A 24,857-nucleotide genomic window follows, 5' to 3' on the forward strand; every position below is an offset into this window, starting at 1 on the left:
CACCATGATCGACATGCCTCCCGGCGTCACGGCAAACAACGAAGGCTTCGGCGATATCGTCTGGAACATCCTGGGTCAGACCTACACCTTAAAGCAGCAATCCGAAGCCTCGATGGCCTGGCACGCGGTGTTTCCGGACGGCACCTTCGTCCCCCCGCACGTGCATCCGACGCAGGACGAATTCATCTACGTCCTGAGCGGCCGCTACGACCTGTGGCTCGACGGCAAGGATTTTGTCGCTGGGGCCGGCGACCTGGTCCGCATGCCCAAGGGAGTGCCGCACGGGATCTTCAATCGATCGGGCGAGACCGCGACCAGCCTGTTCTGGGTGGCGCCGACCCGCTCGCTGAAGACGTTGTTCGAGCGCATCCACAATGTTCCGGACCCGCAGGAGGTGGTGCGCATCGCCGCCGAGCACGAGGTCGATTTCCTGCCGCCACCGGCCTGACGGCGTATTCATCTCCATTTGATCGCGATCACCGAGAGGACCCATCATGAGCTGGACCACCATTTCCGAGACCGATCGCCAGAGGATTGCAGGCTGGCAAAAAGGCATGCTGCTGCTCGCGATCCTGTGCGAGATCTTTCTTGCCGCGGATTGGTACGCGTTCGCCGCCGTGCTTCCCTTCGTATCGGAAACGCTCAAGCTCAATCCTGCCGAGGCCGGTCTCGCCCAGGGCATCTTCGCCCTCACCTACGGCATCGGCATGGTGGTCTGGTCTCCGGTCAGCCGATCGATGTCGGCGCGCAACATGCTGCTGATCGGGCTCGCGGGCACCGGGCTCGGCATGGTGTTGCAGGTGTTCGTGCAGAGCTACATCGAACTCGTCGTGCTGCGGCTCGTGATCGGCTTCTTCGATGCCGGCATCTTCATCGGCAACATGAAGCTGATCTTCGGCTGGTTCCCGCAGAGCCGGCGCGGCTCCGTCGTCGGCATGATCCTGGCAGCCTATAGCCTCGCCATCACCATGGATTTCGCACTCGGCATTCCGCTGACATTGGCCACGAGCTGGCGCACCTTCTTCGCGGTGCTGGCAATCGGCACGCTAATCGTCGCCGCGATCGACGCCCTTGTGGTCCGCAACGGTCCGCGCGAGCTCGGCATTGCCAATTTCAGCTGGGGCAACGAGCCGGCGCATGAAGCGCTGCCGCTCGCCGAGATCTTCCGCTCGAAATGGATCGCGGTCGGCGGCTTCGGCATCGTCGCCTGCACCTTCGCGATCGCCGGCACCGCCACCTGGGTGGTCCCGGCCTTCATCACCGTCCAGCATATGGCACCGGAAGCCGGAGCCGTGATCGGCACCGTGATGGGCCTGTCCCAGGTGGTCTTCCTCATGATCGGCGGCTACATGTCGGACCGGCTCGGCAAACCCTTCATGATCAAGCTCACCGCCGTGCTGGCGTTGCTGACCGCGCTGATGTTCCTGTGGAGCGTCGTCACGCCGATGCCGTTCGCCGCGTTGGTACTGCTGGCCGCACTCAGCGGCATCGCGCTGCTGGGCGGCGGCGCGATTTTCGCATTGCTGAGCGAGAAATATTCCGACGCCCTCGCCCCGGCCGCGATCGGCTATGCCGAAGTGTTCGGCATCTTCTCGGCGTTCGTGGCGCCCTGGTTGATGGGAGCCATCATCAACGCCTCCGGCGGCTCGTTCACCGGTGCCTTCGCCGCCTTTGTGATCATCGAGGCCGTCATCGTCGCGCTGCTGGTGATCCTCGCCCGGGAAAAAATCGGCCGGACCGAGCCGATCGAAAGCCCCGCGGAATAGCGACCACCGAACTGCAGGCCGCGTTAAAATCCCGGATACCGAGTTCGTGGACGAGAAATCGAACGCTTCCAGACCGAGATGCCGGACGGGAAGCACCGCGAATAGTTCGAGATGTTTTGATCCCGTGATCCGTCATCCTGAGGAGCCTGCGCAGCAGGCGTCTCGAAGGATGCACGGCCACCGACCGGGCCGTCGATCCTTCGAGGCTCGCTCCGCTCGCACCTCAGAATGACGGTAACTGAGCAATGCTTGCTGCTCAAATCCCCAAATACTTGTGCTGCAAATCCGGCTCGGCGATCAGCTGCTCGCTGGTGCCGCTCCATACCGTCTTGCCGCGCTCGATGATGTAGTGGCGGTCGGCGATGCGGGCGAGGTTGCCGACGTTCTTGTCGATCACCAGCACCGATTGCCCGCGGCCCTTCAGCATCGACAGGCAGCTCCAGATCTCGTCGCGGATCAAGGGCGCGAGGCCTTCGGTCGCCTCGTCGAGGATCAAGAGCTTCGGGTTGGTCATCAGCGCGCGGCCGATTGCGAGCATCTGCTGCTCGCCGCCGGACAGCGTGACGCCCATGTTGCCGGTGCGTTCGGCGAGCCGCGGAAACAGCGCGTGGATTTTTTCCAGCGTCCACGGATCGGAGGCATTGAGCCGATTGCCCGAGGCCGCGACGAGATTTTCGCGCACCGTCAGGTTCGGGAAGATCTGGCGGCCCTCCGGCACCAGGCCGATGCCGAGTTTCGCAATTCTGTACGACGGCAGGCCGCGTACCGCCTCGCCGGCGAAGCGGATGGCGCCGGCGCGGGCCGGCGTGAGCCCCATGATCGAGCGGATGGTGGTGGTCTTGCCCATGCCGTTGCGGCCCATCAGCGCGACCATCTCGCCCGACTTGATCGTGAGCGACAGGCCGAACAGCACCTGGCTCAAGCCATAACAGGTCTCGATCGCATCGACTTCAAGCAGGGTTTCGGCCGCCTTGGTATCAGTCATGGCGCGTCACCGCATGCTGCTCGCCGAGATAGGCGCGCTTGACCTCTTCATCCCTGCGGATCGCGTCCGGCGCGCCGCAGGCGATGACGCGGCCATAGACCAGCACCGTGATGCGATCGGCCAGCGCGAACACCGCCTCCATGTCGTGCTCGACCAGCACGATGGTGACTTTCTTGCGCAACTCCTTCAGCAGCGCGACCATCCGCGCCGACTCGGTGACGCCGAGCCCGGCCATCGGCTCGTCCAGCAGCAGGAGCTGCGGCTTGGTGGCGAGCGCGACCGCGAGCTCGAGTTCGCGCTGCTCGCCATGGCTCAACTGCGAGACCACGACGTCGGCGCGCGTGCCGAGGCCGACACGCTCCAGCGCCGCCCGCGCGGCCTCGCGCAGATGCCGCTCCTTGCGCGCATTGCCCCAGAAGCGGAAGGAGTGGCCGTCATGCGCCTGCGCCGCCAGCGCGACATTGTCGATCGCGGAAAAATCCTTGAGCAGCGAGGTGATCTGGAACGAGCGCGCCAGCCCGAGCCTCGAGCGCTTGTAGGACGGCAGATGCGTGACGTCGCGGCCGGCGAAGCGGATGGTGCCGGAATTCGGCATCACCTGGCCGGTGAGCTGGCTGATCAGCGTGGTCTTGCCGGCGCCGTTGGGGCCGATGATGGCGTGCAGCTCGCCCGGGATCACCTTCATCGAGAGGTTGTCGGTCGCGGTGATGCCGCCATAGCGGCGCACCAGATTGTCGACACGCAGCAGGGGCTCAGCCAAGGAATCAGACACGGCGCATCCTCCCGAGCAGGCCCATGATGCCGCCGCGCGCGAACAGCACGATCAAGAGCAGCACCGGGCCGAGGATCAGTCCCGAATATTCGGTGAATTGCGACAGCAGCTCCTCGAGCAGGAGATAGACGATCGCGCCGATCACGGGGCCGAACAGCGAGCCCATGCCGCCGAGGATCACCATCACCATCAAATCGCCGGAGCGGGTCCAGTACATCACGGCTGGGCTGACGAAATCGGTGTTGTTGGCCAGCAGCGCGCCGGCCAGGCCGCAGATCGTGCCTGCGATCACAAAGCAGACCAGGCGGTAACGGTTGGCATGGAAGCCGATCGCCTGCATGCGCTGCTCGTTGGAGCGGACGCCCTGCACCACGAGGCCGAAGCGCGAATTGACGATGCGCCAGATCAGATAGAGGCCGCCGAACAGGCAGGCCAGGCAGAGGTAATAGAACTGGGTGCGGTCCGACAGGTTGATCAGGCCGGCGAAATCGCTGCGCTTGTAGACGGTGAGGCCGTCGTCGCCGCCATAGCGCGACAGCGCGGAGGCGACGTAATAGGCCATCTGCGCAAAGGCCAGCGTGATCATGATGAAGTAGACGCCGCGGGTGCGCAGGCTGAGCGAGCCGATCAGCAGCGCAAACAGCGCGGAGACGGCGAGCGCCACCGGCCACTGGATGAAGCCGGAGCCGATGCCCTCGGCGGCGAGGATGCCGACGGCATAGCCGCCGATGCCGAGATAGGCGGCATGGCCGAAGCTCATCATGCCGCCATAGCCCATGATCAGGTTGAGGCTCGCAGCCGCCAGCGCATAGATCGCGATGCGGGTGAACAGCGTCAGGATGAAAATATTGCCGGTGGCCGCCGAATAGACCGGCAGCAGGATCAGCGCAGCGCACAGCAGCGCCGCGACCGCATTGGGGGCGTTGAGCTTTCGCATCATCGTTTGGCCGCCGGGAACAGCCCCTCGGGCCGCAGCACAAGGATGATCGCCATCAGGAGGTAGATCAGCATCGAGGACAGCGCCGGCGCTGCGGTGGAGGCGGCCGCTCCGCTCAACACCTTGCGCAAGAGATCAGGCAGGAAGGCGCGGCCCATGGTGTCGATGATGCCGACGAAAATCGCGGCCATGAAGGCGCCGCGGATCGAGCCGATGCCGCCGATCACGATGATGACGAAAGCCAGGATCAGGATGTTCTCGCCCATGCCGATCTGCACGGTGAGGATCGGCGCCTGCATCAGTCCGGCGAGGCCGGCGAGCGCGGCGCCCAGGCCGAACACCAGCGTGAACAGCAGCTTGATGTTGATGCCGAGCGCCCCGATCATCTCGCGGTTGGAGGCGCCGGCGCGGATCAGCATGCCGACGCGGGTCCGCATCACGACCAGATAGAGCAGTGCGGCGACCGCCAGCGCGACCACGATGATCATCAGCCGGTAGGCCGGGTAGTACACGCCTGGAATGATCTGCACCGGCACGGTGAGCCAGGCCGGCAACGGCAGCGGCAGGCCGGCCGGGCCCCAGATCAGCCGGACCGCGTCGTTGAAGAACAGGATCAGGCCGAAGGTCGCCAGCACCTGGTCGAGATGGTCGCGGCCGTAGAGATGCCTGAGCGCGACGTATTCGAGCGCGATGCCGAGCAGCAGCGTGGCACCCAGCGCCATCAGCGCGCCAAGAACAAAACTGCCGGTCCAGGCCACGAAGGTCGCCGCGAAATAGGCGCCCATCATGTAGAGCGAGCCGTGCGCCAGATTGACGAAATCCATGATGCCGAACACCAGCGTCAGTCCGGCCGCCAGCAGAAACAGCAGCAGGCCGAATTGCAGGCCGTTCAGCAGTTGTTCGACGACGAGATACATGGATCCTTCATATCGGGCTGAAACAAAACAGCGGCAGCGCGCATGCGCCGCCGCCTTTACGGCTTGTTGTTCTCCCTCGCCCCGCCCTTCGCGGGGAGAGGGTCGGGGTGAGGGGCTGTTTCCACGAGTCGAATGTGTGGAAAGAGCCCCTCACCCAATCGCTTCGCGATTGACCTCTCCCCGCATCCGCCTTCGCCCGAAGGCGGGCTACGGCGGACAAGAGAGCGGGGCAAGGTGAAGAAGCAAGCCACAGGCCAGAATTGCCCGACAATCACTTCATCGGACACTTGTCGTGGAATTTGTCCTGGTCATCCTTGACGATGGTCGCGACCGTCTTCAGCGAGAGCTGGCCGTCGGCGTCCTTGACCACGTCCTGCAGATAGAAGTTCTGGATCGGGATGTGGTTGTTGCCGTACTTGAACGGGCCGCGCAGCGACTTGAAGTTGGCCTTCTCCATCTCCGCCTTCATCGCGTCCTTCTTGGTGAGGTCGCCCTTGACAGCGACGACGGCGCTGTTGATCAGCTGGGCGGCGTCATAGGCCTGCGCGCCGTAATAGGTCGGACGCAGGCCGGGATACTTCTTGCGGTAGTCCTCGACGAACTTCTTGTTCTCGGCGTTCGGCAGGTCGTTGACCCATTCCTGGGCGCCGGGAATGCCGATCGCGTTGTCCTTCTGCAGCGGCAGCGACAATTCGTCGATCGTGAAGGCGGTGTAGAGCGGGATCTGCGCCTTGATGCCGGCCTGGGCATATTGGTTCAGGAACTGGACGCCGGCGGCGCCTGGATAGAACACGAAGATCGACTCGGCCTTGGAGTTGCGCGCCTTGGTCAGTTCGGCGGAGAAGTCGAGCTGGCTCGGCCACACCGTATATTCCTCGCCGACCACCTCGCCTTTGAAGGTGCTCTTGACGCCCGCCAGCATGTCCTTGCCGGCGGCGTAGTTCGGGCCGATCAGGAATACCGACTTGACGCCCTTCTGGTTCATGTAGAGGCCCATCGCGGCGGGCGTCTGGTCGTTCTGCCAGGAGGTCGAGAACACGTAAGGCGAGCACAGTTCGCCGGCGAGTTGCGACGGACCGGCATTGGCGGAGATCAGGAAGGTCTTGCTGTCGACCGCGGTCTTCAGCGAGGCCAGCAGCACGTTCGACCAGATGTAGCCGACGATGAAATCGACCTTGTCGGACTGCACCAGCTTCTCGGTCTTCTGCTTGCCGACGTCGGGCTTCTGCTGGTCGTCCTCGTAGATCACCTCGACCGGCTTGCCGTCGATCTTGCGGCCGAGATGGTCGAGCGCGAGCTCGAACGAATTGCGCATGTCGTTGCCGATCACGGCGGTCGGACCGCTGAAGGTCGAGACGAAGCCGATCTTGACGCTGTCAGCCGCCATCGCGGGCTGCGCCAGCGCCAACGCCATGGCGCCTGCCAGCCAAAATGCCTTCTTCATATTCACTCCCCTCCTCAACCAAAGATCCCGCAAGGGCCAATCGAGGCCTAATCGAGGCCCTGGGGGTCACGCGTTGCGCGCGTCGTTCTGTGACGTATTTTGTGCGCGATATCGCAAGTGTGCAGCAAGCATGAACCGACGGCGCTCCATTAGAACCTTCGGCGCATACCCCAGCACCTTGCATCATAATTCGTCCAAATCGACCATGGCAAGAAATATAATGCCGGTTGCGTCGGCAACGATTGTCGCAGGCCGGGCCTCCATTCCGGCAACCCGCGCCCCCAGTGCAGCAGGCTTTAACGATCCGGTAAAGCACGTGGAAACCACAGGCCGGCAGGCGCGGGCGGGCTTCATGGTCCGGAAAGCATCGCCGGGCGAGGCTGCGCCCAAAGGGGTGCGTCACATGCTCAATTACATCTTCGGCTTCAATGCCCGGATGGGCCGGTTGGCCTTCTTCTTCTGCAGCTTCGTGACCGGCATCGGCTTCCTGTTGCTGGTCTACGGCATCACCGGCAACGCACCGGCGAGCGGCCGGACGGACGTGCTGCTGGCGCAGGCCGCGAGCAGCCCCGCGCTGATCTTTGCCTTCTATGGCATGCTCGTCGTCTGCTTCATGCTGCAATCGATGCGGGTCCGCGACATCGGATGGGATCCGGTCTGCGTGATGGCGGCATGGATCGCGCTCATGGTGCTCGACAGGGCTATTGCCGGACGATTTCCCGAATATGCGCTGACCTATCAGCACACCGCAACGGTGGTCGGCACCGCCGTCAATGGCGTGATGAACCTGGTGCTGACGTTCTGGCCGGGCAGCGGCCATGCCGATAAAACGTCGCCCATGCCGCGCGAGAGCGGCAGCGATGGCATGTTCGATCGAAACAACACACCGGCCGCGGCCGGCAGCCGCATGGCGCGGATCGCCGGCGGCGAGTTCGGCGGCAAGTCGCGGTAGTGGCACGACACGTCATTGCGAGCGAAGCGAAGCAATCCATGCTTCAGCGTTGCGGAACGATGGATTGCTTCGTCGCTTCGCTCCTCGCAATGACGGTGAAGGCAATCAGCCGCGATCCACCGCCCACTCAGCCCCGTCGATCGCGTAGGGCGCATGACGAAAATCCCTGATCGTCGCGACCTTGTCGGCCGACCAGTCGAGCAGCATGAACGATCGCGGCGGCGCGTCGCGCGCATCGGGAGCGAACACCAGGATCGCCGGACGTCCCTCGACCTGTCCGGTCACCAGGTGCCAGTCGTCGATCTTCGCATAATTGCCGAAGTAGCGTGAGACCTCGGCCTTGCCGTTCAGCCGCGTCCGGTTGACGAGCTCGAGCCGGATATCGTCGGCGATCATGGCGCGGATGGCGTCGAAGTCGCGGGCGTTGAAGTGGCTGACATAGGCGTTCAGCCTGGTGCGGTCGGCCGGCGACAGGCCGGGCCGCGGCGCGTCATCCGGTTCGCCGGCGAACGCGCGCAATTGCGTGCGGCCGCGATGCAGCGCCGCCTTCACCGCGGGCAGGCTGAAGTCCATGATGCCGCAGACCTCCTGCAACGAGCAGCCGAGTACGTCCATCAGGATCACGCTGGAGCGCTGTGCCACCGGCAGCCGCATGAAGGTGCGCAGGCTGCTTGCCGCGATCTCGCGACGGCCGACATCATCGAGCTCTGCAGCCATCATGTCCACCTCCTCCGAAGCGTGGAGCGCGTCCTGGCGGTTGCGCCGCCTGAGGAAATCGAGCGCGGTGTTGTGCGCGATCCGGAACAACCAGGCTTGCGGATTCTGGATCGGGGTTGCGGACGCGAAGGCCTGCATCGCCTTGATCAGCGCGTCCTGCAGCACATCCTCGCCGTCGATCACCGAACCGACCATGCGCGCGCAGTAGCGATGCAGCCTTGGCCGCATCGCCGCCAGCAGCGCCTCGACGTCGGTCGCGGCGGGCACTTGGGGTGGTGACGTCATGATGGCTCCGCCAGATCGATCCACTGCTCGCCGGTTCACGGCTCATCCAGCATACGATAATTGCCGACAATCACCGCACTGCGAACCAGCGGCGGCTCGGCGCAACGATCCCGGATGCCGTCCTGGAAGGCCTGGAATGCGGCCAGCTTCGGGATCGGGCTCGAGCCGTCGTCGGCGGCGGTTTCGACCATGTGGATGAAAGTGTCGTCCTCCAGCCGCAGCGTCATGTAGCGCACGCCCTCCGGGCTCGCCGCCTTCAGCTCGGCAAACACCGCCGCCACCAGCGCGGCATTCTTCTCCGCCAGCTCCGGCTTGGTCTTGTACCTGATCAGGGTCCGTCTCATCGCAGCCTCCTTGGCCGGGTCCTGCGGCCTGAACCGGCCGCGTCAGACCCAAGGACGTTCGCGGGCGGCCAAAGGATGCGGCCCGGCAAAAATAATTCTCCTCCGCATCCTTTGCCCGGCTCGGTTCGTCCTGGCCTGCGAAGCGCGCCGCAGCCTGCGGCACGTCACCGGAGACCCCCCATGCAGACCCCTGAACAGCGTACCGAACAGCGCTGGGTGCTCGGCCTCACCGCGCTGGCATCCTTCATGATGGCGCTGGACGCCATGATCATGACCACGGCCTTCGCCACCATCCGCGCCGATTTCGGCAGCCGGGTGGAAACGCTGCAATGGACCGTCAACGCCTTCAATTTGACCTTCGCGGTGCTGCTCTTGACCGGTGCTGCGCTCGGCGACCGCTTTGGGCGGCGCCGGATGTTCGCGGCCGGGATCGGCCTGTTCATCGTGGCATCGGCGGCTTGCGCGCTGGCCGGCAATGCCGGTTCACTGATCGCCGCCCGCGCCTTGCAGGGCGCCGGCGCGGCGCTGGTGATGCCGCTGGCGATGGCGATCCTGAGCGGCGCGTTCGGCCGCGAAGAGCGCGCCCGTGCGCTCGGCATTTTCAGCGGCATCACCGGCTGCGCGCTGATCATCGGTCCCGCGATCGGCGGCTTCATCACCGAGCACCTCGGCTGGCGCTGGATCTTCTGGATCAACCTGCCGATCGGCCTCGTCGCGATCGCGCTTGTGATCGCGCGCCTGCGCGAAAGTTTTGGGCCAAAAGCGCCGCTCGACATCGCTGGACTGACGCTGGTCGCGCTTGCGGCGCTGGCGCTGGTCTGGGGCCTGTTGCGCGGCAACGGCGTCGGATGGGCCAGCGCGGAAGTCACGGGCGCGTTGATCGCAGGCGTCGCGCTTTCAACGATGTTCGTGCTGTGGGAGCAGCGCACGGCGAACCCGATGGTGCCGATGCGGCTGTTCGCGGCCAGGCCATTTGCATCCGGCATGGCGGCGAGCGTGCTGTTCTACGCCGCGATGTATGGCGTGCTGTTCCTGCTGCCGCAGTTCCTGCAGATCGTGCTCGGCTTCGATGCCTTCGGCGCCGGACTTCGGTTGCTGCCGTGGACCGCGACGCTGTTCATCACGGCGCCGATTGCCGGCGCCGTCGTCAACCGGTTCGGCGAGCGCACGCTTGTCGTCACCGGCCTGCTGATGCAGGCGGTCGGGCTCGGCTGGATCAGCGAGATCGTCAGCCCCACGGTGACGTATTCCGCGCTGGTCGCGCCGCTGGTGCTCGCGGGCGTCGGCGTGTCGATGGCGATGCCGGCGGCGCAGAATGCGGTGCTGAGCGCGGTCGCGGTCAGCGAGATGGGCAAGGCGTCCGGCATCTTCAACATGGGCCGCTTCCTCGGCGGGATGTTCGGCATCGCCGCGCTGGTGGCGAGCTTCGCGGCCAACGGCGCGGCCGATTCATCCGGACATTTCAGCGATGGATTCGCCGCGGCGATGAGCCTTGCGGCAATGCTGTCCTTCGCCGGTGCGATCGCGGGATTGTTCCTGCCGATGCGACGACGGGTCGCCGCCGCATCCGCGCCGCAGGATGCGTGAGACGCGCAGCGATTGGCTTTTGCTATCGGGCGATCGGGCATTTCATGTTGGAATGAGGCTGCGAATGATTACATAATCAGGCGACGAAGCCGTTCGAAACCGAGGGCGACATCAGATGACGCAAGCGCCGGCCAAACCTCATCGCGTGGTGATCGTCGGCGCCGGCTTCGGCGGATTGGAAACAGCCTTCGGCCTCGCCGGCGCGCCGGTCGAGATCACCTTGATCGACCGCCGCAACCACCATCTGTTCCAGCCGCTGCTCTACCAGGTCGCGACCGCGTCGCTTGCGACCAGCGAGATCGCCTGGCCGATCCGCTATCTCCTGCGCGACCGGCCCGAGGTGACGACGCTGTTCGCCAATGTCTGCGGCATCGACGCGGCGGCGAAGCAAGTCGAGCTCGACGACGGCGGCAGTGTTCCCTATGACACGCTGGTCCTCGCCACCGGCGCGCGCCACGCCTATTTCGGCCATGACGAATGGGAACCGTTCGCGCCCGGCCTGAAGACGCTGGAAGACGCCACCACGCTCAGACGGCGCATCCTGGTCGCCTTCGAGCGCGCCGAGCGCGAGACCGATCCCGACAAGCGCGCGGCGCTGCTGACCTTCGTCATCATCGGCGCCGGGCCGACCGGCGTCGAGATGGCCGGCACCATCGCCGACCTCGCCAAGGACACGCTGCCGCACGACTTCCGCCACATCGACACCCGCAAGGCGCGCGTGGTGCTGATCGAAGCCGGGCCGCGCGTGCTGGCTGGATTTCCCGACGATCTCTCAGCCTATGCGCAGGCGTCGCTGGAGAAACTCGGCGTCGAGGTGATGCTGGGCCAGCCGGTCACCGAATGCTCGGCCGATGGCGTGGTGTTCGGCGGCAAGCGGTTGGAGGCCCGCACCATCGTCTGGGCCGCCGGCGTGCGCGCCTCACGCGCTGCCGAGTGGCTGAACGCGCCGGCGGATCGCGCCCACCGGCTTGAGGTCGAGCCGGACCTCACCGTGCCCGGCCATCCCGACATCTTCGCGGTCGGCGACACCGTCACCATCAAGGGTCCCGACGGCAATCCGGTGCCCGGCATCGCGCCGGCCGCCAAGCAGGAGGGGCGCTACGTCGCCGCCCTGATCAAGGCCCGGCTCGACGGCAAGACGCTGCCGCCGTTCCGCTACAAGCACGCCGGCAGCCTCGCGCAGATCGGCAAGAAGAAGGCGGTGATCGATTTCGGCTGGCTCAAGCTACGCGGCTCGCTGGCATGGTGGATCTGGGGTCTCGCCCACATCTACTTCCTGATCGGCGTGCGCAACCGCATTGCGGTCGCGATGAACTGGCTCTGGATCCACACCCGCGACCAGCGCGCCGCGCGGCTGATCACCCAAGGCAGCAGCAAGGTGGCGCAGTAGGCCCGCTTCCGTGCGCGACTCTAACCCCGTCATCCTGAGGAGCGCCTCTTGGCCGCGTCTCGAAGGATGCACGGCCCCGATCGCTGGGCGTACGTTGATCGTCTGGCGGCGACAGCGGGGCCGTCGATCCTTCGAGACGGCCGCTTTGCGGCCTCCTCAGGATGACGGAAGAACCAGCTGCATGGCAAGCCGCCTCACCCCACCGCCTGATGCGGTGAGCGGCCGAATGCAGGCTCCGTACGCCAATGCTACTTCACCAGCGGGCACCCGCCCTCCGCCAGCGGCCGGAATGCCTGCTCGGCGGGGATGGTCGCGATCAGTCGGTAATAGTCGTAGGGGTATTTCGACTCGTCCGGCTTCTTCACCTCGAACAGATACATCGGGTGGATGACCCGGCCGTCCTGGCGGATCGTGGTGTCGCCGAACAGTTTGTCCTTGCCCTTGAAGGTCTTCATCTGCGGCACCACGAGTTTGGCGTCGTCGCTGCCGGTGGCAGCCACCGCATTGAGGTAAGCGAGCGTCGCCGCATAGACGCCGGCCTGGTTGCCGCTCGGCATCTTGCCGTTCATGCCGGGGCGCGCGGCAAAGCGCTTGGCGAACGCGCGGGTGTCGTCGTTCATGTCCCAGTAGAAGGCTTCCAGCAGTTGCAGGCCCTGCGCCACCTTCAGGCCCATGCCGTGGATGTCGTTGACGAACAGCAGGAACGCCACCATGGTCTGGCCGCCTTCCTGGATGCCGAACTCGGCTGCCTGCTTCACCGCATTGATGGTGTCGCCGCCGGCATTGGCGAGGCCGATCACCTTCGCTTTCGAGTTCTGCGCCTGCAGCAGGAACGACGCGAAGTCCGAGGTGCCGAGCGGATGCTTGCTCGAGCCCAGCACCTTGCCGCCGTGCTTCTCGATATAGTTGGTCGCCTCGGCTTCGATGCCTCTGCCGAGAGCGTAGTCGACCGTCACGAAATACCAGTCCTTGCCGCCGCGCTGCATCATCGCGGCCGCGGTGGTGTTGCCGGTCGCCCAGGCGTCGTTGACCCACTGAATGGTGTTCGGCGAGCAGGCCTTGCCGGTGAGATCGGAGCTCGCGGTCGACGACGCCAGGAACGTCATCCTGGAATCGCGCAGCACGGTGTTGATGGCGAGGCCGACCGCCGAGTTCGGCACGTCGACGATAGCGTCGACGCCTTCGACGTCGAGCCATTTGCGCGCGATCGCCGATCCCACGTCCGCCTTGTTCTGGTGATCGGCATAGACGATCTCGACCTTGATGCCCTTAGCCCCGCCGTTGAAATCCTCGGCGGCCATCCGCGCGGCCTCCACCGAGCCCATGCCGTTGGTGTCCTGGAAGATGCCGGAAATGTCGTTGAGCACGCCGACGCGCACCACATTGTCGGATATCTCCGCGTGTGCGCTGCCCGCGGCGCAAACCAATGCCAGCGCAAGCCCAACCCCACATCGCCCAGCCCCGAAGCCCCTCATCGATCGCATCCCCCGTTTCTCCTCAGCTAATCCCGTTGCCGGCTTCAGGCTTCCCGTCAGGCCGGCGCGATCTCGACCGGCAGGCTGCTCAGCCCGCGCAGCGTGTTGTTGAAAAGCCGCTTCGGCTCCCCGGTGATTTCGATGCTGGCGACGCGGCGTGCCAGCGCCGCCATCATCACCTCGCCTTCGAGGCGGGCGACCAGCTGGCCGACGCACATGTGGATGCCCGAGCCGTAACCGACATGCCCCGAGGTGCGGCGCGTGATGTCGTAGCTATCAGGGTTTTCCCAACGGCGCGGATCGCGGTTGGCCGCGGCGAGGAACATCAGCACCTTCTCGCCTTCGGGAATGCTTTCACCGCTGAGTTCGACGTCGCGGGTCGTGGTGCGGAAGAAGGTCTGCACCGGACTTTCGAACCGCACGGCCTCCTCGAAGGCGTTGCGCGCCAACGTCGGATCGCTGCGCAACTTCTCGAACTGGTCCGGGAAGCGGGCGAGGCAGTAGACGGCGGCACCGATGCCGTTGACCGTGGTGTCGAGCCCGGCCGACAGCAGCGAACGCACCAAGAGCGGCGCCTCGGTCGCCGTGATGGCGCCGCTATCGACATGGGCATGGATGCAGGCGCCGATGCCATCAGGCGCGAGATTGTCGCGCTGGCACTGCTCGGCGACATAGGCCTGGTGCGGCGCCGAGCGCTCGATCGCCTCCTTGCGCAGCTGGTTCGGTGGGCCGAAGGCATTGAACACCAGACTTGCATAGGGCAGCAAATTCTCGCGGCCCTCGGGCCGCAAGCCGAGCGCATCCGGGAAGATCGATAGCGGATAGGCTTCGGCAAGGTCTGCGATCGCGTCGAACCGGCGCTTCTCCAGCAACACATCGAGGCGAGCCTCCGCGGCCGCGGCAAACTGCCCGCGAAGCTGCTTCATCACGGTCGCCGACAGCACGGTGCTCAGCACCGCGCGGGTCCGGGTGTGGGCAGGCGGATCGGCCTCCAGGATCAGGCTCGGCGGCCGCCACGGCTTCTCCTTGGAGAAGTCGCTGAGGCCGACGCCGCGGCTGGAGCAAAAGGTCGCAGGATCGTTCAGGACGGCATGGACCTCGGCGTAGCGCGCCACGCCATAGACATTCCACTTGTCGAGATAGACCACCGGCCCGGCCTCGCGCAGCCGCTGATGGGTCGGGAACGGATCGGCGAAGAAGTCGAGCGCAAACGGATCGACGTCGAGATGCGGGACGGATGTCCCTGCTGTTGCAGTCATCGGGACCTCCCGAGGTTTGTTCTTGTCAACACGGGCCGCATGTCACTTGCTCCCGAGCGGTTTCGCAGCGATGATTTAAGAGATGAGCAGTCAGCCCCTCCCCCGAAAGCCCCGCCGGCCCAGACCGGCCGATCCCGCAGATGCCACCGATGGCCCGCTGCTGGACCTCAACCGCTATGTGCCGGCGTTCATCACCTTCATCGGCAACAAGCTGTCGAACAGCGCCACTGCATTTTACCAAAAGAATTTCGGCGTCAACGTCACCGAGTGGCGAATCATCTCGCAACTGGCGATCGAACCGGGGATTCCGGCCTCCCGGATCTGCCAGGTGATCGGCTTCGACAAGGGGCCGGTCAGCCGCAACCTCGCGGCGCTGCAGAAGCGCGGCCTGCTGACGATCCGCACCGCGCCCGACGACGGCCGCACCCATTCGATCACCCTGACCGCGCGCGGACGCGCCATCCACGACAAGGTGATCGTCGCGGCGCTGGAGCGCGAGCGGCGGCTGCTGTCGTGCCTGAAGAAGAACGAGCGCGAGGTGCTGATCGACCTGCTGCGCCGGCTGCACGAGAACCTCGGCGCCGTGACCGGGCAGAGCACGAGCTGACGGCGCGGCTGGGCGCTGCGCCGCCGCGGTATTCATCAGCTCTTCAAAGCGTGCTGCTCGCGCGCTGCTGCGCAACATCGTCCTCCCAAACGCGAGGCCGTTGGCCGGCCTTGTCCCTATGGGGCGAAAACTCGCACAGACTAGTTGCTATAGCAACTATAAAGGTGAACGAGTGCGGCGTCAGGTCCCATGCCGAGACCTGTAACGTCGCCCACAGGTCAGGGGGGAGGGAACCGTTCCGTTGGTACCTCCCTTACAGTCTCACCCGGCGCAAGCGATCGGCTCGGCCGAAGCATTGTCCTCCAGCACCGCCACTGCTGCGGCGCGGCGGGTCAGCACGGCGCGCTGGTTGACGTAGCCCTTGTCGGTGATCTCGCCGCCGTCGACCGAGGCGGGCTCGGCGAGCAACAGCGCGCGGGTGGCGTGGCCGGAGGAATGACCGCCCTGCGCTTTCAGCCGCGCCAGCCCCTGCCCGATCGCGGAGCGGACCGCCGTGTGGCCGATCGCCTCGCGCGCATCGGCGGTCTCGGGCAATCCTGCCAGCGACCGGCAGGCGGCGAGGTTCGGGAACACCAGGAAGCGCACCTCGTCGCGGCCGTGACCCGCGACGACGATGTCCTGCGCGAGCGGCGCCAGCGCCGCGATGCCAGCGACGCGCAAGGTGCCGACGCTGACCCAGGTGCCGGAATTGAGCTTGAAATCCTCCGCCACCCGGCCGTCGAAGAACAGGCCGAGATCGGGCCGGTCGGGATCGGCAAAGGTGACGGCGTCGCCGATCTTGTAGAAGCCCTCGTCGTCGAAAGCCTGTGCGGTCAGCTCGGGTGCCTTCCAGTAGCCCGGTGTGACATTGGGCCCGCGCACGCGCACCTCGAGCTTGTCACCCGACGGCACCAGCTTGAGTTCGGTGCCCGGGATCGGCACGCCGATATTGCCGGAGCGTTTGGCGAGGAAGTGACAATCGGTCGCAAGCGGCGAAGTCTCGGTCGAGCCCCAGGCCGACACCATCGGCAGCTTGCGGCCGACGGTGGCGAGCGACAATTCCTCCAGCGCATCCCACAAATTCTGCGGCAGCGCTGCGCCGGCATAGAAGGCGAATTTGCTGCCCTCGAAGAATTTGCGGCGCAGCTCGTCGTCGGTGCGCAGCGCCGCGATCAGCATGTCGAAGCCGCGCGGCACGTTGAAATAGACCGTCGGCACCACGCTGCGCAGATTGGCGAGCGAGGCGGAAAACAGCCCGGGCGCCGGCTTGCCGCCGTCGATGTAGAGCGTGCCGCCGTTGCGCAGCACCAGATTGAAATTGTGGTTGGCGCCGAAGGTGTGGCTCCAGGGCAGCCAATCCAGAATCACGAGCTCGCTGCCGGCCTGCTCCAGGAACGTCCAGGTCTGCGCCTTGGCCTGCTGGCTCGAGGTCAGCATGCGCTGGGTGTTGATCACGGCTTTCGGCGTGCCGGTCGAGCCCGAGGTGAACAGGAATTTTGCGATCGTGTCCGGCGTCACCGCCGCGAACGCCGTGGCGACCTCCGGCGATTGCGGCGTCGCCGCGATGGTGCGGAACGCCAGCGCATCGGCATCGTCGGGATTGCCGCTGACGATGGTCGCCCGATGCAGCGGGTTGATCGCGGCCAGCGCCGCCGCGAACGGCTTGATGCCTGTGACATAGATCGCGCCGGGATCGAGCAGGCTGATCATGCCCTTCAGCTTGTCGAAGTCTTTCGACATCAGCGAATAGGCCGGCGAGATCGCAGCCGATGGCACGCCGACATGCTGGGCGGCGAGCGCGAACAATGCGTGGTCGATGCCATTGTCGGACAGGATGACGAGCGGCCGTTCGGCGCTCAGCCCCTGCGCCAAAATCCACGACGCGGCGCGCCGGACGATGGCGAGCGCGTCGCGATAGCTCACGGTGCTCCAGGGTACCTCGGTGCTGGCGCGCTCAGCGAGGAAGATGCGGTCCGGCGCCTGCCGCGCCCAGTGCTCGAGCCAGTCGCCGACGCAGCGGGCGCTGTCTTTGAGCGGCGTGGTGGATCGAACCAGGATGCTGCCGTCGTCGCGCCTGACGGCAACGATCGCGGGCGTCGCGAACAGGCTGTCCGGATTGTCACCGCCGGCAGTGGCGATCGTCATCGTTTCCTCCTCGCCCGCATTTTGCGGGATCGCGCTGCAACATGATGCGGCGGCGCGGTCCCGGCCGGGCTCTTGGCGATAATGTTGCGGACATCAATTGTTGTCGTCAACAACAATCTTTCCCTCCCGCCTCAGGCGCGCTAGCCTTGCGGTGATGGCAATCCGTCAAAAGACATCGCGCAAGCCGGCAGCAGCGGCAATCCGCCGTCCCCGCGCGCGGGCGATCAATGGCGGGGCGCATGCCGGCGATGACATCGGCCTCGACGCACTGGTCGGCCACGCCGGCTATGCGGTGCGGCGCTTCCAGCTCTGGATCTTCCAGGACTTCATCAAGACGCTGGCGACCGTCGATATCCGCCCGACCCAATATTCGGTCATGACCGTGATCGGGGCCAATCCGGGCCTGAGCCAGATGGCGGTCGCCAAGCGGCTCGGGATCGAGCGCGCGCGGCTGGTGCATCTGCTCGACAGCCTGGAGGAGCGCGACTTCGTCAGCCGCATCCCGTCCGCCACCGACCGCCGCTCCCACGCGCTGCACTTGACCGCGCGCGGCAAGACCGCGCTGGCGCAATTCAAGCGGCTCGCCGCCGAGCATGAGCGGCATGTCGCCGAGAAGATCGGCAAAGAGAATCGCGAGCAGCTGCTGCGGATCCTCACCTGCTTCACCTGATCTGGCGGCTTGGCCGTATCAGCCCAAGAAATGGGCAATCGCACTCACCGGCCGATCCGCGGCAGTTCTCGGCGACTATTTCAAGCGACTGATATTGTATGATAATCCGCCACGCGATGGGCGCGGGTGAATTGTACACAATGGCACATTGCTTGCTTCGATCAGGCCGCAATTCCCTCGCGGCGGTGCCGCACCAGAGACGAGGCCAACCACGTGACTGAAACTGTCGCCGCGATCGTTGCCGCACACCGCGCCGGGAGCATGACGCCGGCGCAAACCGTGGCGCGCAGCTACCAGCGCATCCGCGCGCATAACGACCCCGCCATCTTCATCAGCCTGCGCGACGAGCAGGACGCGCTCGCCGAGGCCGCGCGGCTCACCGATCCGACGCTGCCGCTCTATGGCGTGCCGGTCGCGGTGAAGGACAATATCGACGTCGCGGGCCTGCCGACCACCGCAGCCTGCCCGGCTTTCGCTTACACGCCGGCACGGGATTCCACCGCGGTCGCGCGGCTGCGCGCGGCCGGCGCGATCATCATCGGCAAGACCAATCTCGACCAGTTCGCGACCGGCCTGGTCGGCGTGCGCTCGCCCTATGGCATTCCCAAAAATCCGGTGCGTGGCGACCTGGTGCCGGGTGGATCGAGTTCGGGCTCCGCGGTCGCGGTGTCCGCGGGCCTGGTGCCGCTGTCGCTCGGCACCGACACCGCGGGCAGCGGCCGCGTGCCGGCGATGCTCAACAACATCGTCGGCCTCAAGCCGAGCCTCGGGTTGATCCCGAACACCGGGCTGGTGCCGGCCTGCCGCACGCTCGACTGCATCTCGGTGTTCTCGCTCACCGTCGACGATGCGCTGGCCGCGCTCGCGGTGATGGCCGGGCCGGATGATGCCGATCCGTACTTGCGCGACCGGCCGCTGGCGCCGCTCGCGACATTCCCGACGAAGCCGAAGCTCGGTATTCCCAGCAGCGGCCAGCTGATCTTCTTCGGCGACCGCAAAGCGGAGACAGCGTATGGCGAGGCGTTGACGCGCTGGCAGTCGCTCGGCGCCGAACTCGTCGAATTCGATCTCGAGCCGTTCTATGAGACCGCGCGGCTGCTCTATGAGGGCCCCTGGGTCGCCGAGCGCTATCTGGTGATCCGCGACCTCCTGGCGTCGGCGCCGGACGCGATCCATCCGGTGACACGCGAGATCACGATCGGCGGCGCGCGGCTCACCGCGGCCGATACGTTCTCGGCGCTGTATCGTCTCCAGGCGCTGCGCCGCGTCGCCGCGCGCACTTTCGCGGAGTGCGACGCCATCGTGCTGCCGACCGCACCGACGGTCTATTCCACCGCCGACGTGCTGGCCAATCCGATCGAGCTGAATTCGCGGCTCGGCACCTACACCAATTTCGTCAATTTGCTCGATCTCTGCGGCCTGGCGCTGCCGGCGGCGATGCGGACCGACGGCGCGCCGTTCGGCATCACGCTGCTGGCGCCGGCCGGCCGCGACGCCGCGCTCGCCGGCATCGGCCGCGTGTTCCACGCCGACACCAAGCTTGCCATCAGCGCCAAGGCGCTCCCGCAGCCGCCGCTCGCCGCCGTGCCGGCGCAGGCGACGCCAAACGAGATCACGATCGCGGTGGTCGGCGCGCATCTGTCCGGCATGGCGCTGAACCACGAATTGACGACGCTCGATGCGCGCCTGCAGGAAGAGACCGTCACCGCGGCGGACTACAAGCTCTACGCGCTCGACACCACGCCGCCCAAGCCCGGCATGCTGCGTGTCGCGGCCGGCGCGGGCCACGCGATCAAGCTCGAGCTGTGGGCAATGTCGCCGGCCGCGTTCGGCACATTCGTCGCCGCGATCCCGCCGCCGCTGTCGATCGGCACCATCAGGCTCGCCGACGGACGCGAGGCCAAAGGCTTCATCGTCGAGCCCGCCGCGGTCACCGGCGCGACGGATATCTCGGGCTACGGCGGCTGGCGGGCGTTCATGGCGGAGCGGGCGAAGGGGTAGCAGCCCCCCATCGTCATTCCGGGGCGCGCCTCTTGGCGCGAACCCGGAATCCATCGGGCCGCACGCGTTGTCGACGAATGGATTCCGCTCGCCGCTTTGCGGCGCCCCGGAATGACAGCGTTGATGGGTTTGCGCGAGCGTTACACCGACACCGCGTAGGTCTCGTACTCCCCGCGCACCTGCTCGATATGGGCGCGCATCGCAGCGGCGGCACCTTGCTTGTCGCCGCGCAGGATGGCGACAACGACGCGGTCGTGCTCGGCGTGCGACTTCGCCAAACGCCCGAGGTTGCGGAACTGGGCGCGGCGGAACGGCTGCACCCGCACCCGCGTCGCCAGCGTGATCTCGGCGATATAGGCGTTCTGCGAACCGGCATAGATCGCGTTGTGGAAGCGCTCATTGACCTCGTGGAAGCGCTCGGGATTGCCGGTGTAGCTCAACACCCGCAATTCCTCATGGACCGCCTCCAGCGCGTGACGCTCGGCCGGAATCATCCGCTCGGCGGCAAGGCCGGCGCAGAGCGCTTCCAGCTCGGCCATCGCCTCGAACATGCCGGTGAGCCGCTCCAGCGAGGGCCGCGCCACCACCGCGCCACGGTGCGCGCGGGCATCGATCAAGCCGCTGGCGGCGAGCTGCCGCAGCGCCTCGCGCACCGGGGTGCGCGACACGTTGAACCGGCGCGCAAGGTCGGTCTCGTCGAGAGCCGCCCCGGGCGGCAGCGTGCCGCGCACGATCTCGTCGGCGAGTTGCAGGCGCAACTCCTCGGCGCGGGTGATCTTGTCGACCAGCGACGACGGGCGATCGACGCGCGGCACCAGCGGCTCGGCCTCGGCTTGCTGCGCGCGGGTCGGAAGATCGTCCAGGCTCATGGTTCAAGCGCTCGTGTTCAAACGCCTTTGGGCTCGTCGATGACGCTGACATGGGCCGCGACGATTCTCCAGCCCTCAGGGAAGCGAATCCACGTCTGCATCTGCCGTCCCACCCTACCCGGAGCGCTGTCCCGATAGAACAGCGTCGAGGCGATCGCGGTGTCGCGGCCATAGGCCGTGATCACGGTGCGGTCGATCCTGCGCATCAGGCCGACCGGCGAGCGCCGGGCGCGGAACGCCATGATCTCGGCGTAGCCATAGAGGTTCTCGCCGATGCCGTAACGCAGCGTGCGGCTGTCGTTGCGGAACAGCTCGTCCAGCACGGCGACATCGTTCGACACCAGCGCCGCCTCGTAACGCTGGAACTGCGCGGTGACCTCGGCGACCACGTCGGGAAGATCGATGTCCATAATCAGAGCCCTCTCGGCGCCGGCGCGGCCGCAACGCCCATCTGTTCCAGAGCATAGGCGACCCGCAGCGCGATGTCCTCGCGCCAGGGCGCGGCGATGATCTGCACCCCGATCGGCAACGGTTCGAGCGGCACCGGCACGGCCACCACAGGCAGGCCGATGAAGGAGATCGGCTGGGTGTGGATGCCGATATTGGCGCGCACCGGAAGCTCGACGCCGTCGAGCGTGAAATTGACCTGACCGAGCTTCGGCGCGGTGCACGGCGTCGCCGGCGCCAGGATCACGTCGACCGACTGGAACAGCTCCAGCATCCTGGCGCGGAACCAGCGGCGGAATTTCTGCGCCCTGTCGACATAGACCGCGGGTACCATCGCGCCCGCAATGAAGCGATCGCGCACCGCCGGATCGAAATCGTTCGGACGCTTGCGCAGCCGGTCGAGATGCAGCGCGGCGCCCTCGGTCGTGGTGATGATGTAGGCCGCAGCGCGGGCGCGCGCGGCTTCCGGCAGCTCCACGGTCTGCTTCGCGCCGAGTGCTTGCGCGACCCGCGCGACCGCTTCGACCGCCTCGGGAAACACGTTCTGCTGGAAATAGCCGCCGGCGATCGCGATCCGCAGCCCGCGGACATCATTGGCCAGCAACGGCACGGTCGGCTCGACCGACTGCACGATGCAGGCCGGATCGTCGGCGTCAGGGCCCTGCATCGCATCGTAGGCCAGCGCGAGATCCCTCACGTTCCGCGCCAGCGGACCGAGGTGATCGAGGCTCGCAACGAACGGATAGGAGCGCGCGCGCGACAGCCTTCCATAGGTCGGCTTCAGGCCGAACGTGCCGCAGAACGACGACGGCACCCGGATCGAGCCGTTGGTATCGGAGCCGAGCGCGATCGGCACCAGCGCGCCGCCGACCGCGCTGCCCGAGCCGCCCGAGGAGCCTCCGGTCATCCGCGTCGGATCGTGCGGATTGCGCGACGGACCGTCATGCATGTTCTCGCCGGTGAAGTCGTAGGCGTATTCGCCCATGTTGAGCGCGCCGACCAGTACGGCGCCGGCCGCCTCCATCCGCTCGATCAGCGTGGCGTCGCGCGGCGACGGCGGCAGGTCACGGTTGATCTTCGAGCCGGCGCGGGTCGAGAGGCCCTCGACGTCGAACAGGTTCTTGACCGCGAACGGCACGCCGGCGAGCGGGCCGACCGGTTGGCCCGCCGCAATCGCGGCATCGATCGCCTTCGCCTTGGCGCGTGCGCGCTCGGCGGTGATGTCGGTGAAGGAGTTGAGCACCTTGTCATGCGCCGCGATGCGCGCGAGCGCAGCCTCGGTCGCGGAGAGGGCGGTGAGCTTGCGGTTTGAGACGGCCTGCGCGATCTCGGCAGCCGACATGAAAGCGGGAGTTTCGGACATCGCGATCTCAGGTCGAATAGACAGCGGCCGAGACGACATCATCCGGCAGCGGGAAGTCGTCGACCAGCTTCGCCAGCCGCAGCGAGACCTCGAGATTGGCACGCACCGCGGGCCGCCAGGCGTCTTCCAGCGGCAGCCCCATCGCGCGGGCAACCGCGTTCATGTAGTCGTCGAGATGATCGGCCATTTCGCTTCCAATGGGTTTCTCAGGACACCGGCAACGGCGGATGCGGGATCGCCGTCAGCAATTCCCTTGTATAGGCATCCTGCGGATTGCCCAAGACGTGTTCGGACGTGCCCTGCTCGACGATGCGGCCGGCGCGCATCACGATGACGCGATCACACAGCAGGCGCACCACGTTGAGATCGTGCGACACGAACAGATAGCTCATGCCCATCGACTGCTTGAGGTCCTGCAGCAGATTGAGCACCACCGCCTGCACCGAGACGTCCAGCGCCGCGGTCGGCTCGTCGAGGATCACGAGCTTCGGGTGCAGCGCGATCGCGCGCGCGATGCCGACGCGGGCCTTCTGGCCGCCGGAGAGCTGATGCGGAAAGCGATCCAACAGATTGACCGGCAAGCCGACCAGCCGCGCCAGCTCCTCGCAGCGGTCACGCAGCGCGTCGCGCCCCTTGATGTCGCCGAGCTGCATGATCGGGTCCGCGATCGCGCGCGCCGCGGTGAAGCGCGGGTTGAGGCTGTCGGTCGGGTCCTGGAACACCATCTGGATCTGGCTGCGCTGCGGCAGCCGCGCGAAGGACTGCGGCAGGATGCCGCCGATGTCCTCGCCGTCGAACACGATGCGGCCGGAGGTCTGGTCGAGGAGGCGCATCACCATCATCGACGTCGTCGACTTGCCGCAGCCGGATTCGCCGACCAGGCCGACGCTCTCGCCATGGTCAACCTGGAAGCTGATGCCGTCGACGGCGCGGAAGATCTCCTCCTCGACCGGCGGCTTGCGGCCGAACAGTTTTGTCAGCACCGAGCCGGCGCCCTGACGGGGATATTCCTTGACGAGCTTTTCCACTGACAGGAGAGGCTCCCCACTCTTCGCAGGCGCGGTCGCAGCGGTAGTGGTGGCAGCTGTGGGCGTCGCCTCAGCGTCCTCCGGCAGCAAATCCCTCAGCGACACCCCAAGTCGCGGCGTCGCGCGCATCAGTTTCTTCGTGTAATCGTGCTGGGGCGCGGCGAAGATGTCGGCCGATTTCGCGGTCTCGACCACCCGGCCCTTCTCCATCACCACGACGCGGTCGCAATAGGCGGCGGCAAGGCCGAGGTCATGCGTGATCAGGATGGTCGACATCGCACGGCGCTTGGTCAGCTCGACGATCAGATCCATCACCGCCTTCTGGGTGGTGACGTCGAGGCCGGTGGTCGGCTCGTCGGCGATCAGAAGCTGCGGGTTGCAGGCCAGCGCCAGCGCGATGACGACGCGCTGGCACATGCCGCCGGACAATTCGAACGGATAGGCGTGATAGCGCTCGCGCGGTCGCGCGATCTTGACCTGCTCCAGCGCCTCGATCGCGGTCTCGCCGCGATCGGTGACAACAGCCTGCTGCACATGCTGGCGCAGCACGTCCTCGATCTGGTGACCGACCTTGCGGATCGGATTGAGGGCCGCGCGCGGATTCTGGAAGATCATCGAGACTTCGCGGCCGCGCAGATCGCGCATCTGGCTTTCGGTCGCGGCCTTGACGTCGATGCCGGAGAACATCACCGAGCCATCGGCGATGCGGCCGGCGCGGTCGAGAATCCGCATCACCGCGTATGAGGTCACCGATTTGCCGGAGCCGGACTCGCCGACGATGCCGACGGTCTCGCCCTTGGCCACCGAGATATTGACGTGCTGCACCGCCTTGACGATGCCGCGGCGGGTGGTGAATTCGACGGTGAGGTCCTGGACGTCGAGCAGCGGTTGGGAGGTCATCTTCGCCCCTCATGCGAG

Annotated in this window: 23 protein-coding genes; 8 read left to right on the forward strand and 15 right to left on the reverse strand. The window is 66.2% G+C overall.

Annotated elements, in window-relative coordinates:
• The first annotated feature begins 4 nt into the window (after positions 1 to 4).
• Together ACVINW_RS07870 and ACVINW_RS07875 are read left to right on the forward strand one after the other, a co-directional pair.
• Entirely contained in the window at positions 5 to 448 is a 444-nt protein-coding gene (locus tag ACVINW_RS07870; protein WP_456750765.1) for a cupin domain-containing protein, read from the forward strand.
• 46 nt (positions 449 to 494) lie between these two features.
• Complete coding sequence (locus ACVINW_RS07875; RefSeq protein WP_456750766.1) at positions 495 to 1,766, forward strand: MFS transporter; 1,272 nt, start codon at positions 495 to 497, stop codon at positions 1,764 to 1,766.
• 256 nt (positions 1,767 to 2,022) lie between these two features.
• Here the strand turns inward: ACVINW_RS07875 and ACVINW_RS07880 are convergent, their stop codons facing one another.
• From ACVINW_RS07880 to ACVINW_RS07900, 5 genes are all read right to left on the reverse strand, one after another.
• A complete protein-coding gene (locus ACVINW_RS07880; RefSeq protein ID WP_456750767.1) occupies positions 2,023 to 2,751 on the reverse strand; it encodes an ABC transporter ATP-binding protein in 729 nt (242 codons plus the stop codon).
• A complete protein-coding gene (locus ACVINW_RS07885; RefSeq protein ID WP_456756336.1) occupies positions 2,744 to 3,511 on the reverse strand; it encodes an ABC transporter ATP-binding protein in 768 nt (255 codons plus the stop codon). The genes ACVINW_RS07880 and ACVINW_RS07885 overlap by 8 nt, the downstream gene beginning before the upstream one ends.
• A 4-nt stretch (positions 3,512 to 3,515) precedes the next feature.
• The gene (locus tag ACVINW_RS07890; RefSeq protein WP_456750768.1) at positions 3,516 to 4,463 is read right to left on the reverse strand and encodes a branched-chain amino acid ABC transporter permease; all 948 of its coding nucleotides are present in this window, start codon (positions 4,461 to 4,463) and stop codon (positions 3,516 to 3,518) included.
• The gene (locus ACVINW_RS07895) at positions 4,460 to 5,377 is read right to left on the reverse strand and encodes a branched-chain amino acid ABC transporter permease (protein ID WP_456750769.1); all 918 of its coding nucleotides are present in this window, start codon (positions 5,375 to 5,377) and stop codon (positions 4,460 to 4,462) included. The genes ACVINW_RS07890 and ACVINW_RS07895 overlap by 4 nt, the downstream gene beginning before the upstream one ends.
• A 271-nt stretch (positions 5,378 to 5,648) precedes the next feature.
• On the reverse strand, positions 5,649 to 6,821 hold the full coding sequence (locus ACVINW_RS07900) for an ABC transporter substrate-binding protein (protein WP_456750770.1): 1,173 nt from the start codon (positions 6,819 to 6,821) through the stop codon (positions 5,649 to 5,651).
• 220 nt (positions 6,822 to 7,041) lie between these two features.
• Here ACVINW_RS07900 and ACVINW_RS07905 point away from each other — a divergent pair, with 220 nt between their 5' ends.
• A complete protein-coding gene (locus ACVINW_RS07905; protein ID WP_456750771.1) occupies positions 7,042 to 7,773 on the forward strand; it encodes a DUF805 domain-containing protein in 732 nt (243 codons plus the stop codon).
• A gap of 105 nt (positions 7,774 to 7,878) precedes the next feature.
• Here ACVINW_RS07905 and ACVINW_RS07910 read toward each other — a convergent pair whose 3' ends face one another.
• The gene (locus tag ACVINW_RS07910) at positions 7,879 to 8,775 is read right to left on the reverse strand and encodes a sigma-70 family RNA polymerase sigma factor (protein ID WP_456750772.1); all 897 of its coding nucleotides are present in this window, start codon (positions 8,773 to 8,775) and stop codon (positions 7,879 to 7,881) included.
• A 35-nt stretch (positions 8,776 to 8,810) separates the two neighbouring features.
• Complete coding sequence (locus ACVINW_RS07915) at positions 8,811 to 9,119, reverse strand: hypothetical protein (protein ID WP_456750773.1); 309 nt, start codon at positions 9,117 to 9,119, stop codon at positions 8,811 to 8,813.
• A gap of 180 nt (positions 9,120 to 9,299) precedes the next feature.
• Between ACVINW_RS07915 and ACVINW_RS07920 the strand changes: the two genes are divergently transcribed.
• Both ACVINW_RS07920 and ACVINW_RS07925 read left to right on the forward strand, forming a co-directional pair.
• A complete protein-coding gene (locus ACVINW_RS07920) occupies positions 9,300 to 10,706 on the forward strand; it encodes an MFS transporter (protein ID WP_456750774.1) in 1,407 nt (468 codons plus the stop codon).
• Between the two features lie 115 nt (positions 10,707 to 10,821).
• Positions 10,822 to 12,096, forward strand: a complete 1,275-nt coding sequence (locus tag ACVINW_RS07925; RefSeq protein WP_456750775.1) for an NAD(P)/FAD-dependent oxidoreductase — start codon at positions 10,822 to 10,824, stop codon at positions 12,094 to 12,096.
• Between the two features lie 248 nt (positions 12,097 to 12,344).
• Here ACVINW_RS07925 and ACVINW_RS07930 read toward each other — a convergent pair whose 3' ends face one another.
• Together ACVINW_RS07930 and ACVINW_RS07935 are read right to left on the reverse strand one after the other, a co-directional pair.
• Positions 12,345 to 13,571, reverse strand: coding sequence for an ABC transporter substrate-binding protein (locus ACVINW_RS07930; protein WP_456756337.1), 1,227 nt, complete (start codon positions 13,569 to 13,571; stop codon positions 12,345 to 12,347).
• A gap of 56 nt (positions 13,572 to 13,627) precedes the next feature.
• Complete coding sequence (locus ACVINW_RS07935) at positions 13,628 to 14,830, reverse strand: cytochrome P450 (RefSeq protein ID WP_456750776.1); 1,203 nt, start codon at positions 14,828 to 14,830, stop codon at positions 13,628 to 13,630.
• An 82-nt stretch (positions 14,831 to 14,912) separates the two neighbouring features.
• Between ACVINW_RS07935 and ACVINW_RS07940 the strand changes: the two genes are divergently transcribed.
• Entirely contained in the window at positions 14,913 to 15,437 is a 525-nt protein-coding gene (locus ACVINW_RS07940) for a MarR family winged helix-turn-helix transcriptional regulator (protein WP_456750777.1), read from the forward strand.
• A gap of 261 nt (positions 15,438 to 15,698) precedes the next feature.
• On the opposite strand, the gene ACVINW_RS07945 is transcribed toward ACVINW_RS07940, so the two are convergent.
• A complete protein-coding gene (locus tag ACVINW_RS07945; protein ID WP_456750778.1) occupies positions 15,699 to 17,561 on the reverse strand; it encodes a feruloyl-CoA synthase in 1,863 nt (620 codons plus the stop codon).
• Between the two features lie 154 nt (positions 17,562 to 17,715).
• Here ACVINW_RS07945 and ACVINW_RS07950 point away from each other — a divergent pair, with 154 nt between their 5' ends.
• Both ACVINW_RS07950 and atzF read left to right on the forward strand, forming a co-directional pair.
• Entirely contained in the window at positions 17,716 to 18,231 is a 516-nt protein-coding gene (locus tag ACVINW_RS07950) for a MarR family winged helix-turn-helix transcriptional regulator (RefSeq protein ID WP_456750779.1), read from the forward strand.
• Between the two features lie 213 nt (positions 18,232 to 18,444).
• A complete protein-coding gene (atzF, locus tag ACVINW_RS07955) occupies positions 18,445 to 20,232 on the forward strand; it encodes an allophanate hydrolase (protein ID WP_456750780.1) in 1,788 nt (595 codons plus the stop codon).
• Positions 20,233 to 20,372: 140 nt separating this feature from the next.
• On the opposite strand, the gene ACVINW_RS07960 is transcribed toward atzF, so the two are convergent.
• From ACVINW_RS07960 to ACVINW_RS07980, 5 genes are read right to left on the reverse strand one after another with little or no spacing between them, the layout of a single operon-like run.
• Positions 20,373 to 21,101, reverse strand: coding sequence for a GntR family transcriptional regulator (locus tag ACVINW_RS07960; RefSeq protein WP_456750781.1), 729 nt, complete (start codon positions 21,099 to 21,101; stop codon positions 20,373 to 20,375).
• 17 nt (positions 21,102 to 21,118) lie between these two features.
• Entirely contained in the window at positions 21,119 to 21,511 is a 393-nt protein-coding gene (gene hpxZ / locus ACVINW_RS07965; protein WP_456750782.1) for an oxalurate catabolism protein HpxZ, read from the reverse strand.
• A gap of 2 nt (positions 21,512 to 21,513) precedes the next feature.
• On the reverse strand, positions 21,514 to 22,911 hold the full coding sequence (locus tag ACVINW_RS07970) for an AtzE family amidohydrolase (protein WP_456750783.1): 1,398 nt from the start codon (positions 22,909 to 22,911) through the stop codon (positions 21,514 to 21,516).
• A 7-nt stretch (positions 22,912 to 22,918) separates the two neighbouring features.
• The gene (locus tag ACVINW_RS07975) at positions 22,919 to 23,098 is read right to left on the reverse strand and encodes a DUF4089 domain-containing protein (RefSeq protein WP_024578945.1); all 180 of its coding nucleotides are present in this window, start codon (positions 23,096 to 23,098) and stop codon (positions 22,919 to 22,921) included.
• A gap of 19 nt (positions 23,099 to 23,117) precedes the next feature.
• Positions 23,118 to 24,839 (reverse strand): dipeptide ABC transporter ATP-binding protein, encoded by a 1,722-nt coding sequence (locus ACVINW_RS07980; protein WP_456750784.1) that lies wholly within the window; start codon positions 24,837 to 24,839, stop codon positions 23,118 to 23,120.
• Positions 24,840 to 24,857 lie beyond the last annotated feature (18 nt).

It is taken from the genome of Bradyrhizobium sp. USDA 4461 (genome assembly GCF_054055655.1).